The organism is Pseudomonas sp. PSE1(2024) (assembly GCF_050990555.1).
Classification (GTDB): Bacteria; Pseudomonadota; Gammaproteobacteria; order Pseudomonadales; family Pseudomonadaceae; genus Aquipseudomonas; species Aquipseudomonas aphyarum.
Map to the genome: position 1 here is coordinate 3,537,149 of NZ_CP158967.1, position 11,452 is coordinate 3,548,600.

Annotated in this window: 8 protein-coding genes; 5 read left to right on the top strand and 3 right to left on the bottom strand. The window is 58.9% G+C overall.

Annotated features, from left to right (window positions below; all coding sequences use genetic code 11):
- Positions 1-55: 55 nt before the first annotated feature.
- Entirely contained in the window at positions 56-274 is a 219-nt protein-coding gene (locus tag ABTV87_RS15895) for a DUF2970 domain-containing protein (RefSeq protein ID WP_007959515.1), read from the top strand.
- Positions 275-279: 5 nt separating this feature from the next.
- Here ABTV87_RS15895 and ABTV87_RS15900 read toward each other — a convergent pair whose 3' ends face one another.
- A complete protein-coding gene (locus ABTV87_RS15900; RefSeq protein ID WP_433897891.1) occupies positions 280-1,353 on the bottom strand; it encodes an ABC transporter substrate-binding protein in 1,074 nt (357 codons plus the stop codon).
- Between the two features lie 524 nt (positions 1,354-1,877).
- Between ABTV87_RS15900 and ABTV87_RS15905 the strand changes: the two genes are divergently transcribed.
- On the top strand, positions 1,878-3,536 hold the full coding sequence (locus tag ABTV87_RS15905; RefSeq protein WP_127798329.1) for a nitrite/sulfite reductase: 1,659 nt from the start codon (positions 1,878-1,880) through the stop codon (positions 3,534-3,536).
- On the top strand, positions 3,520-4,014 hold the full coding sequence (locus ABTV87_RS15910) for a DUF934 domain-containing protein (protein ID WP_007959510.1): 495 nt from the start codon (positions 3,520-3,522) through the stop codon (positions 4,012-4,014). Before ABTV87_RS15905 ends, ABTV87_RS15910 begins: the two co-directional genes overlap by 17 nt.
- Positions 4,015-4,061: 47 nt before the next feature.
- On the opposite strand, the gene ABTV87_RS15915 is transcribed toward ABTV87_RS15910, so the two are convergent.
- Both ABTV87_RS15915 and sohB read right to left on the bottom strand, forming a co-directional pair.
- On the bottom strand, positions 4,062-8,939 hold the full coding sequence (locus ABTV87_RS15915; protein WP_433897892.1) for an NEL-type E3 ubiquitin ligase domain-containing protein: 4,878 nt from the start codon (positions 8,937-8,939) through the stop codon (positions 4,062-4,064).
- Between the two features lie 193 nt (positions 8,940-9,132).
- Entirely contained in the window at positions 9,133-10,155 is a 1,023-nt protein-coding gene (gene sohB / locus ABTV87_RS15920) for a protease SohB (RefSeq protein ID WP_085603233.1), read from the bottom strand.
- A gap of 207 nt (positions 10,156-10,362) precedes the next feature.
- Between sohB and ABTV87_RS15925 the strand changes: the two genes are divergently transcribed.
- Positions 10,363-11,073: a histidine phosphatase family protein gene (locus tag ABTV87_RS15925; protein WP_007959503.1), complete on the top strand. Its 711-nt coding sequence runs from the start codon at positions 10,363-10,365 to the stop codon at positions 11,071-11,073.
- Positions 11,074-11,121: 48 nt separating this feature from the next.
- Positions 11,122-11,439 (top strand): SCP2 sterol-binding domain-containing protein, encoded by a 318-nt coding sequence (locus tag ABTV87_RS15930; RefSeq protein WP_042610331.1) that lies wholly within the window; start codon positions 11,122-11,124, stop codon positions 11,437-11,439.
- Positions 11,440-11,452: the final 13 nt, after the last annotated feature.

An 11,452-nucleotide genomic window follows, 5' to 3' on the forward strand; every position in this document is an offset into this window, starting at 1 on the left:
TGTTCTCCAGATGGTTGGCTATGCTTGTCTGACACACACGGCAGACGGGGGATTTATGGACGATCCAGTCGACAACAAGCCACCGACCTTCTGGCAGATGCTGCACAGCGTCATGGCGGCGGCGTTCGGGGTGCAGAGCGGCAAGAACCGGGCAAGGGACTTCACCCATGGAAAGCCCAGCCACTTCATCTTCCTGGGCATTGCGTTCACGGCAGTTTTTGCCCTGACGCTGTTTGGCATCGTGCAACTGGTGGTGCATCTGGCGGGCGTCTGACCCGTTCAGCGCATCAACGTCTGCAGATTGAATGGATAGCGATACGACACCGGACGGCCCTTCGCCGAGAGCTTGCGAAAGCGCACGCCGTAGTCCGGTGAGGTGCCCATGGCCAGCATTCGGCGGGCATGATCCTTGTCGATCAATTGCAGCAAGGAAATCTGCCGGTCGCGGCCACCGTAGCGGTTCAAGTCGACGCCCTGCGCATGATCGTGCACTTCCACCAGCGCCCAGCCCCCCAGGGTGAAATGACCGCCGAGCAATGCACTCAAGCGTCCGTCGATCATGGCCTGCAACGCCGCAGGCGAGGTGTTGACCGCGCTGAACAGCACGTCTTTGCCCGGCACTTTCCCGATCTCTGAAACCGCTCGCATCGCACCAAAAGCCATTTCGTCGTTGGCCGCCCACACCAGTGATACCTTCGGGTAACGAACCAGCAACTGCCGGGCCTGCTCGTAAGCACGCTGCTGTGTCCAGCCGCCATAGACCAGTTGCCGCAAACGGACCTCAGGATGTTCGGCCAGCGCCCGCTGCATGCCTTGCTCGCGCAACTGCGACGACGGCGTGATCTTCAGGCCAGAAAACGCCAGCAATTCGATGCTGGCGCCGGGGGCCACCGGTGGATGCAGGCGGATCAACTCCTTCATCAGCAGGTAACCGCCCTCCTCGTCATTGGGCACGAGGCTGCCGATCCGGTCGGCCCGGTCCCCGACCAGCGCTTGCTGATTGGGGGTCAGTGCGGCGTTGACGATAAACAGCTTCACCCCGCTCTGATTGGCCATGCGCAGAATCTGCGGCGCGATGTATTGCTCGTTGGCGAACATCAGATAGTCGGGGCGATCAGGGCCCTGCAAGGCCACCCGGGCCTGGGCCAGAGTCATTTCGGGCTGGCGCTGGGAATAGAGGATGCGCAGATCGATGCCCAGATCCCGGGCGGCAGCCTGCATGAATTGCGAGTAGCTGACCCAGAACGCTTCGTCGGTGGCGCCCGGATTCAGAAACAACACCGACTCTGCCCGCGCACTGGTCCCGAAGGCCATGCCCAGCAAAAGCAGGCTGAGGTGGAGAAGCTTGAACATGAATCATCCGGGCCCGAGGAAAAATGGCCGCGCATTATAGCCACTCATCGCCTGGCCTTTGGCGCTTCATCCCGCCTTTTGTCCGACAATCGTCGGAGGCGGGCCCGGACGAGTCGTTTTACTGATGGCTGACCCAGAACACCGCCGTTCCAACGACCAGAATGATCAGGAACAGAATGGCCCATGCATCGACGCTGCTATCGCTTTTCCTTGCCTTGGTTGGGTTGCTCATTGCATCGCCTCTTGTCGGTTTTATCGGTGATTGCAGAAAGACTCGACCACAGTTAAGACGATGATTGTCCGCACTACAAATGTGGGTTAGTTGACAGTGATTCTCGTTAGGCGATTTAGTTCTTTCCATATACTCAAACATCACTTTTGCGCATAACTGCAAACGGGTATATTGCCCCGGCTCCGTCATGGAGTGCGCGGCCGTGCGCGCAGAATTGCAGAGGAACCATCGGACTCCAGCAAGCGAAAACGCAGCGTTTTCCGAGTGGCCAAAGCCTGAGAACAGGACTTATATGTACGTATACGACGAGTACGATCAGCGGATCATCGAGGACCGCGTCAAGCAGTTCCGTGATCAGACCCGACGCTATCTGGCAGGTGAGCTGAGCGAAGAAGAATTCCGCCCCCTGCGCCTGCAAAATGGCCTGTATATCCAGCGTTTCGCGCCGATGTTGCGCGTGGCGGTGCCTTACGGCCAGCTGACTTCGCGTCAGATGCGCATGATGGCAAAAATCGCCCGCGACTATGACAAGGGCTACGCCCACATCAGTACCCGCCAGAACGTGCAGTTCAACTGGCCGGCGCTGGAAGACATCCCGGAGATTCTCGCCGAGCTGGCCACCGTGCAGATGCACGCGATCCAGACCAGCGGCAACTGCCTGCGCAACGTCACCACCGACCAGTTCGCCGGTGTTGCGTTCGATGAGCTGATCGACCCGCGTCCTTGGTGCGAAATCGTTCGTCAGTGGACGACCTTCCACCCGGAATTCGCTTACTTGCCGCGCAAGTTCAAGATCGCCGTCAACGGTTCGACCTCCGACCGTGCGGCCATCGAAGTCCACGACATCGGCCTTGAGCCGGTCCATAACGCTGCCGGCGAACTCGGTTTCCGCGTGCTGGTCGGCGGTGGTCTGGGTCGTACCCCGGTGGTCGGCGCCTTCATCAACGAATTCCTGCCATGGCAGGACCTGTTGAGCTACCTCGATGCCATCCTGCGGGTCTACAACCGCTACGGACGTCGTGACAACAAATACAAGGCGCGAATCAAGATCCTCGTCAAGGCGCTGACCCCGGAAGTCTTCGCCCAGAAAGTCGATGCCGAGATGGAACACCTGCGCGGCGGCCAGACCACACTGACCGAAGCCGAAGTTCATCGCGTGGCCAAACACTTCGTCGACCCGGACTATAAGGCGCTGAGCAATCAAGACGCCGAACTGGCCGCCCTCGACAAAGAGCATCCGGGCTTCGCCCGCTGGCGCACCCGCAATACCCTGGCGCACAAGAAGCCGGGTTATGTGGCCGTGACCCTGTCCCTGAAGCCGACCGGCGTTGCGCCGGGCGACATCACCGACAAGCAGCTCGATGCCGTCGCCGACCTGGCCGACCGCTACAGCTTCGGTCAACTGCGCACCTCCCACGAGCAGAACATCATTCTGGCCGACGTAGAGCAGAGCCAGCTGTTCACCCTGTGGGGCGAACTGCGTGAAGGTGGCTTCGCCACGCCGAACATCGGCCTGTTGACCGACATCATCTGCTGCCCTGGCGGTGATTTCTGCTCCCTGGCCAACGCCAAGTCGATCCCGATCGCCGAATCGATCCAGCGCCGTTTCGACGACCTGGACTACCTGTTCGACATCGGTGAACTGGACCTGAACATCTCCGGTTGCATGAACGCCTGCGGTCACCACCACGTCGGCCACATCGGCATTCTGGGTGTGGACAAGAAAGGTGAAGAGTTCTACCAGGTCTCGCTCGGCGGCAGCGCCAGCCGTGACGCCAGCCTGGGCAAGATCCTCGGCCCGTCCTTCGCCCAGGACGACATGCCGGACGTGATCTCCAAGCTGATCGACGTGTACGTGGAACAGCGCACCGAAGACGAGCGCTTCATCGACACCTACCAGCGTATTGGCATCGACCTCTTCAAGGAACGCGTCTATGCAGCGAATCATTAAGAACAACGAGGTCGTCGACGAAACCTGGCACCTGCTGCCCAAGGATTTCAACATCGACGAAATCAGCAATTGCGACGACCTGATCGTCCCGTTGCAGCTGTGGCGTGAACACGCCCGCATGCTCAAGGCCCGCGATGGCGGTCTTGGTGTTTGGCTGGACGCCGATGAAGAAGCCGAAGAAATCGGTGACGACGTCAATGAGTTCCAGGTGATTGCCCTGAACTTCCCGGCGTTCACCGACGGCCGCAACTACTCCAACGCCCGCCTGCTGCGTGACCGTTACGGTTTCAAAGGCGAATTGCGGGCGATTGGCGACGTACTGCGCGACCAGCTGTTCTACATGCGCCGTTGCGGTTTCGATGCCTTCGCCCTGCGCGCAGACAAAGACCCGTACGACGCCCTTGAAAGCCTCAAGGACTTCTCGGTGACCTATCAGGCCGCCACTGACGAACCGCTGCCGCTGTTCCGTCGCCGCTGATCGTACGTCTACCTCGAGCCCGCATCGGCGGGCTCGAGGTCGCTGTGTTATCCCTCTCTCGTTCCCAATCTGTTCGGGCCCGGCGTGACCGGCAAGCTCAGCCCTGGATGCCTCGCCAGTGCCGCATTGGTCAGCTGTTTGCGCAGTTCCAGGCTTTCATTTCTGAAGTTGTCGAAAATCGTCGTCATTTGCTGGCTGGCTGCCTCACGAGAAAGTCCGACTTGCGCTTCCAGTCGCGCAAACGCTAGAGCGCTGCGATCGAGAACGCTGGTAAATGCATCCTGACGTGTCGTCAGCAGATACTCGGCCCAGAACTCCTGCCTGCTGACTGACTCGGAAAGTTGCGCCGTCTGTTCAGCCCTCACGACCTCCAGATACGCATGATCGATCTGCGCGTCGGTCACCTCGGCATCCAGTGGCATATTCAGCTCCGTGGGTTGCGCCGGCAACGCCAGGCGCTGCGCCAGTCGCACCCGATAAATCAGGCTGATATCCAGTGCCTGACGCTGAGTGAAAGCTCCTGCGCGGGAACGCCGCGCGATATCGAGCAACGCCTGTTTCTCTACCTGCTGCAACCGGAACAGCCCGCGCAACAGACGAACCAGATCGCCTTCGAGCGTCTGTGTACCGGTGCGGGCCGCCGCCGCTGCCCGATAACACAGAACCCTGACCTCCAGATCGCTGAACAGTCCCGCAACATTGGGCGCATTGCTCCAGCCTGTGCGGGCCATGCGAAACAGCGCGCGACGCAACGAGTCGTCCTCGCAGGCAGCTTCCAGTACATTCCATACTCGCTGCCCGAGCTGTTCGCGGGTTCGGACGTAATCGGACGTTTCACGCAGTTGCATGAGCACTTCAAAAAAATCCCGGGAATCCGGATCAGCCGACAGTGACGACAACACCTGCTTCGCCCGACCGATCTGCACCGTCGGCAAGCCGTTTACCCACCCTGCCCCTTCCCGATCACCGGCCAATCGTGCAGCGCGGGTGTACTCGGTGGTGATAACGCCCAGACTTATACCTTGCGACTGCTGGTACGCAGCGATGGCTTGCAAACTTTCTGTCGACAGCGGATTGCCATCGATCGTGGTGCCCCGATTCAGTACAGCGCGGGAGGTGAACACGAAAGACGGAATATCGACGATCTGGTTGTTGCGCAGATCGAGTGATTCCAGATGCGCAAGCGCATCGGTTCCGGGCCATTCGGTACTGCCGGTGTTGCGCAGATTCAGGTGGCGCAGATTGCGCATCGCGCTGACATCCGGAGTGCGCCCCAAGAGGGGGTTGAAGCCCAGATCCAGTGTGTGCAGGTGATGCTTGCCGGCCAGCTCTACAATCGTCTGCTGAGTAAGCCGGATACGGTTGTTGCTCAGGTCCAGACCTGTCAGCCCCGGCATGTCCCCGATCGCGACAGGGATGCGTGTCAGTCCGTTTCCTGACAGGTTCAGCACCCTCAGTCCGGGAAAATTACGCAGAAACGTGTTCAAACCTGCACTGGCGCCAACGCCGCTCATTTCCAGCGCGGTGATGTGGGCAAAGTCACCGATAAGGGTCGGCATATCCCCCAACGGCACCGCATCGAGTGTCAGATTGTAGGTCGGATGCCTCGGGTGCGACGCGTCGCGGGTTTCCTTGCGCCACGCGCGCAGAATGGCTTGCATGGCCCGGGCCTTGCTGTGGACTGGAACCTTGAGCCTGGGCCCTTCTTCATCCTGATAATACGTGTCGCGATGAGTCCAGCGCTCCAGGGTTTCCACCATCTTCCGGTATTGTTCGCGCAACCGCTCAAGCGATCTGATGGCCAACACTTCGTCGGCGCCCAGTGAGGTCACGAAACGTTTGATCTGTGCGGTTGATTGGGTCGGGTACAACTCCTGCGCTCGACGCACGAGCGCGGGCGAAATGCCCAGAGATGGACTTGAAGGTGCCGATTGTTCGTCGGTGACCTGTTCGATCCGGGGATCTGCCAGCCTCATGGGTGAACGGTAACTCGAGCGCACCGGTGCAATTTCCAGCACCTTGGCGAAGGCTTCGCGCCGCTGCAGCGCCAATGCAGTGATTTTCTGGCGCAAGCCCGTGCCGTCGACGTCCGTTTCAATGCCGATGGCCTTGCGACTGTGGGCAGGAAGGCTTTCCCACAGCGCCTGGAAAAAATTCGCCCGGGTGCGTGACGGATGACTGGAGACGCTATTGTTGCGCGCATCCTGAACCTGATAACGCTCGGCATAGGCTTCGACAAGCACTTTGTGTGTAGCGTCGCTCGGGCCAACGACGGCCCGCTGATCGGCGTACACACCCCAGTCCAGAATTTCGACAAATACATCGCCAGGCCAGCCCGGCAAATGGCTCAAGGTGTCGAGTACCAGCATGTCGGGATCGCGCCCACTGGCGGCGTCCAGATATAACCCCTCGTAAGCGCGGTTCAACCGCTGTACCAGCTGATAGCGCCTGGCCTCCTCGGCCAGACGCAACGGTACGATATCGGATTCAAGCTGCGCCCATTCACGCGCATCGGCGTGTTGTACCAGTTCGTCGGCGACACTGGCTGAAAGCCCTGGAAACGCCTTGATGATCGACTCGCCTCTGGAAAGCTCGCAAACGTCGGTCCGCCGGAACAACCGGTCCATCATCGCCATGCGCATCCGCGGCGCCAGCCCGGCAATGTGCTTGCCCAGTAACGCAATCTGGTTTTTCGACTCCACGGTGGCCGAACCCAGCAAGCGAATGCGCTCACTGTCACTGAGTGCCGCCAGAAGAGGTGCATAAAACTGACCGTTGCGCAGTGCATCCTCACTGAGGCTCACCTGGCGAGCAGTCTTGTCTGCGCCATAGCGTGTCACTTCGTTACCAGTGATGTCCTTCACAAGGATGGCCATGTCCTGTGGCCAGCGACCTGCCCCTGTCAGCAAATACAGTTGCAGATCCGCATCCGCCAGCGACGCAGACGCGGGCGTATCAATTTGCGTCATGAACTGGCTGACGTCGGAATCGGCACGAAAGCGTCTAACCGAATCCGTGAGCATCGCCATCGGCTTGCCGCGTTCGACAAACAACTTGCGCATGGCCGCCTGGCTGATCCCGCTGGCCGCAATGACTTGCAGGGCACGGATGTCTGAAATCCTTTCCTCGCGAAAACCCAGGCGACGGAACAGGGTCAGCGAATTCCACTCGTGGGGGAGTTCGGAATCATGACGCCAGGCGCCAGCCCCATTGGTCTCGAGCAGCGGTGAATAACGTCCCGGCTGTTGCGGGTCATGTACCTCCCACAAGTCGGTGCCAGTGACCGGGCGCACTGCGTAGGCATCGAGCCCCAGCGGCAAATAGCGATTGTCTGCAAGCCATACAAGCCCTTGCGCATCCGCTGCAAAGCTGCGGGGCAATGGCTCACGCTGACGGTAAGCCGCCATGTCCGGATTCCACAGGCGATAAGACATTGGGCCAGCCGGAACGCGCCGAAGTCCCTGCATGAAACTCGACGAACGCACGACTGTGTAGGCTTTGCCGACAGCAACACCGCCAGCGGCAAAACCCGCCATGAGGATCAGGTTTTCAAGCGTGTCGAACAGGCAATCGGTGGCATGTTCCTGGTCACCGTGGGCCCAACTGTCGAAGCCCTCGTAGATCTGACCGAGCAGCTGTATCCCGGCGACGGCACAAATGACCTCGCCAAGGACCGGCACGAAGGACACAAAGAACAACAGGGTATTCAGCCCGATGGCTTTATAGGAGTCTTGCCTGGCAAGGCGGGTTTTCTCGTCTTCATCATCCGTCGGCACCACCAGCAGGCGAGTATCGGCCAGAACCTGCGCCGCGCGGTGTTCGAACATCGCGAGAAACAGGTTCTGTCTTGCGTCACCCTGGAGATCGAGCCCTGAGAGCGGAAGAAAGGTCGTGGAAACGGGAAACTGGTTCGGTCGGGCTTTCAACAGTCGTACATCGAGCCCGGTGAGGAAAACCGAACGGTCTTTCATCTGGATAAAGCGCATGAAAAAACTGCGAAACTGCGAGTTGCGTAAACGCCCGCTCAACTCGAGCTCGAATTTCTGGAAGGTCGGGTATTCCTTGAGAGGATGATCGGGATCGCCAGGGGTGTAGATCACACAACGGTAATCGCCATCCGTATGTTCACTGACTGGACCGATGAACATCGGCCCCCTGAGCTGTACCCCGAGCATTTCAAGGCTTTGATAACCCAGGGTGTTCTTGCCCAGCTTAATTGAAGGATCCGAGCTCCTCACCGACTCAAGCATGTGGTAAACATCGGAACTGATATGCCCACGCATATAAGCGATATGCCGCTCGACATCGAACTGGTCACTGGAATAGGCGATAGCGGATTCCTGCAAGCTTGCGACCTCGCTGTCGCTACCGAAGAACCCTTCCACATGTTTCTGATATTGTTTGCCCAGATCCAGATAACGGCAAAGCCTGGCAAATTCGTGAGGCTGTATCGACAATACCTTATTATTGCGCCCGGTTATCTGCTGCGGGATGTACAGCAAGGAATTCTCGTGATAAGTGCTGGCCAGGGTTTCCGACAATTCGAAATTCTCGCAGGCCGCGGTCAACAAATCGCGATTGATGGGCAGCACCAGTTTTCTGCGCAGCCCCAAGAGGCTGGACGTAGAGCGCACATGCTGAAATATCGCCCCTTCGACCTCAAAGTCTTCGCCCAGCTTCTCGGCCATGGCCTTGGCCAGCAGTGGCGTGCAAAAGCTCTGAGGGGATTTCAATGTGCGCAATTGTTCCAGCGCGGCCTGACGGGATTTGAAACTGGTCTTGAAACTTTCATAAAGATCGTTTCGGGCAGTTTCCGAAGACTCCAGCAACCAGCCAGGAATCTGTTTTTTATACAAGTCAAAAAAAACGCCCTGCTGAGCGGGCGTCATGACAGGCGAAATCGAATCACTCTTTTCAACATCCATGTTTAGCAACTTTATTTCTGAGAGGAGCTTTCAGAGTAAAGTTTCAGTCTCTTTCAATACAGCGCGATTAGTTGATGAATCAACCAACAAAACAACAACAATATGCAACTATAAAATAACTATATACCGCACCTTCTTCCGCTGAAAATGCAGCACGCCCGCGAGCCTGATTGCTCACGGGCGTGTGAAGCCTTTACCAGAAGCGTTGCTGAGTCAGCCGGCTCCACCAGCTCAGCAACACGCGATCAACCGAGCCGCTCGCCGCCATGCCGATACGCTCCTGCAGGCTTTTGCGTTCGGCGTAGTGCAGGTGATAGACCTCGGACTGCTTGGCACGCTCGGCCAGGTATTCATCGCTGGTCTTGAGCTCGTCGACCAGTTGCTTGTCCAGCGCCGCGATGCCGAGCCAGACTTCACCGGTGGCGACCTCGTCGATCGCCAGTTGCGGGCGATAACGGGCGACGAAGTTCTTGAACAGCTGGTGAGTGATGTCCAGGTCTTCCTGGAACTTCTCCCGGCCCTTCTCGGTGTTTTCGCCGAACACGGTCAGGGTTCGTTTGTACTCGCCGGCGGTCAGGACTTCGAAATCGATGTCGTGCTTTTTCAGCAGGCGGTTGACGTTGGGCAACTGCGCGACAACGCCGATGGAACCGAGGATGGCGAACGGCGCACTGATGATCTTCTCGCCGATGCACGCCATCATGTAGCCGCCGCTGGCCGCGACCTTGTCGATGCACACGGTCAACGGCACACCGGCTTCACGAACGCGCGCCAGTTGCGACGAGGCCAGGCCGTAGCTGTGGACCATGCCGCCGCCGCTTTCCAGACGCAGGACCACTTCGTCCTTCGGCGTGGCCAGGGTCAGCAGCGCGGTGATCTCGTGGCGCAGGCTTTCGGTGGCGGAAGCCTTGATGTCGCCGTCGAAGTCCAGCACGAACACCCGAGGCTTGGCGTCGGGTTTCTTCTTCTGTTTCTTCTCGGATTTGGCCTGGCCCTTGCGCAAGGCCTTGAGCTGATCCTTGTCGAGCAGGGTCTGCTCCAGCCGCTCACGCAGGCCTTTATAGAAATCGTTGAGCTTGCTGACCTGCAACTGGCCCGCGGATTTGCGCCGGCCCTTGCTGCGCAACGCAGCGAAACTCGCCAGCACCACCAGAATGGCGATGACCAGCGTCACGGTCTTGGCCAGGAAACTGGCGTATTCAGTGAAAAACTCCACAGTGACTCCTTCAAACGATGCGCGGTCGTGAAACACACGCGGGAATTGGCTCCAGCATACCCATGCACCGGCCCGTCGGCCAGCCGTGAAACCTCTGGCAACAAGGCTGGAACGGGCATTTCAAACAAGCGTATGTTTTTTCATTGACAGCTCACCGTCATCCCCATAACCTCGCCACAACCTTCAACGTACCGGGATGACGCGGACGTGGGCAGCATCTACTTGATTCGACATGGCCAGGCCTCCTTTGGTGCAGACGACTATGACGTCCTGTCGCCGACCGGTGTACGCCAGGCAGAAATCCTCGGCCGTCACCTCGCCGAACTCGGAATCAGCTTCGACCGCTGCCTGTCGGGCGACCTGCGCCGCCAGCAACACACGGCCAACAGCGCGCTGGAACAGTTCGCCGCTGTCGGCCTGCCGGTTCCGGCACTGGAAATCGATTCGGCCTTCAACGAATTCGACGCCGACGCCGTGATCCGCGCCCTGCTCCCGGCCATGCTGCCGGAAGAGCCCGAAGCACTGGAAATCCTGCGCAACGCCGCGCAAAACCGTGGCGAATTCCAGCGCATCTTCGCCCTGATCATCGAGCGCTGGCTCGCCGGCACCTATGACACACCGGGCCTGGAAAGCTGGCTGGGTTTCGTCGAACGGGTACAGGCCGGGCTGCAGCGGATTCTTGAACAGGCCGACAACACCCAGAAAATCGCGGTGTTCACCTCCGGTGGCACCATCACCGCCCTGCTCCACCTCATTACTCAAATGCCTGCCCGGCAGGCCTTTGAACTGAACTGGCAAATCGTCAACACCTCGCTCAACCAGCTGAAGTTCCGCGGTCGCGAGGTGGCTCTGGCTTCCTTCAACAGTCATGCACATTTGCAACTGCTGAAGGCCCCGGAACTCATCACATTTCGCTGAGTCCGGATTACTGTGACCCTGCTGCAATCAACCAAAAAGGATCGAACCATGACCTCCGTAGCTGATGCCGTAAAAGCAATGCAAGCCAAGTTCAACCCAGCCGCCGCTGCCGGTCTGGATCTGGTCTTCGGTTTCAACATCACTGACGAAGACAAGCAATACGCCCTGATCGTCAAAGACGGCACCTGCGACATCCAGGAAGGCGAAAACCCGGACGCCAACTGCACGCTGGTGCTGGACAGCGAAACCCTGAAAGGTATCGTCAGCGGCGAAACCGACGGCATGCAGGCTTTCATGGGCGGCAAGCTGCGCGTTGAAGGCGACATGATGCTGTCGATGAAACTGTCCGAGCTGTTCCCTTCGTAAGACCGCAGCCAGT

What these genes read in the sequence shown, in the direction of transcription:
- ABTV87_RS15930 (WP_042610331.1), top strand. Translation starts at nt 11,122, where the DNA reads ATGACCTCCGTAGCTGATGCCGTAAAAGCAATGCAAGCCAAGTTCAAC.
- ABTV87_RS15900 (WP_433897891.1), bottom strand. Translation starts at nt 1,353, where the DNA reads ATGTTCAAGCTTCTCCACCTCAGCCTGCTTTTGCTGGGCATGGCCTTC.
- ABTV87_RS15895 (WP_007959515.1), top strand. Translation starts at nt 56, where the DNA reads ATGGACGATCCAGTCGACAACAAGCCACCGACCTTCTGGCAGATGCTG.
- ABTV87_RS15915 (WP_433897892.1), bottom strand. Translation starts at nt 8,939, where the DNA reads ATGGATGTTGAAAAGAGTGATTCGATTTCGCCTGTCATGACGCCCGCT.
- ABTV87_RS15910 (WP_007959510.1), top strand. Translation starts at nt 3,520, where the DNA reads ATGCAGCGAATCATTAAGAACAACGAGGTCGTCGACGAAACCTGGCAC.
- ABTV87_RS15905 (WP_127798329.1), top strand. Translation starts at nt 1,878, where the DNA reads ATGTACGTATACGACGAGTACGATCAGCGGATCATCGAGGACCGCGTC.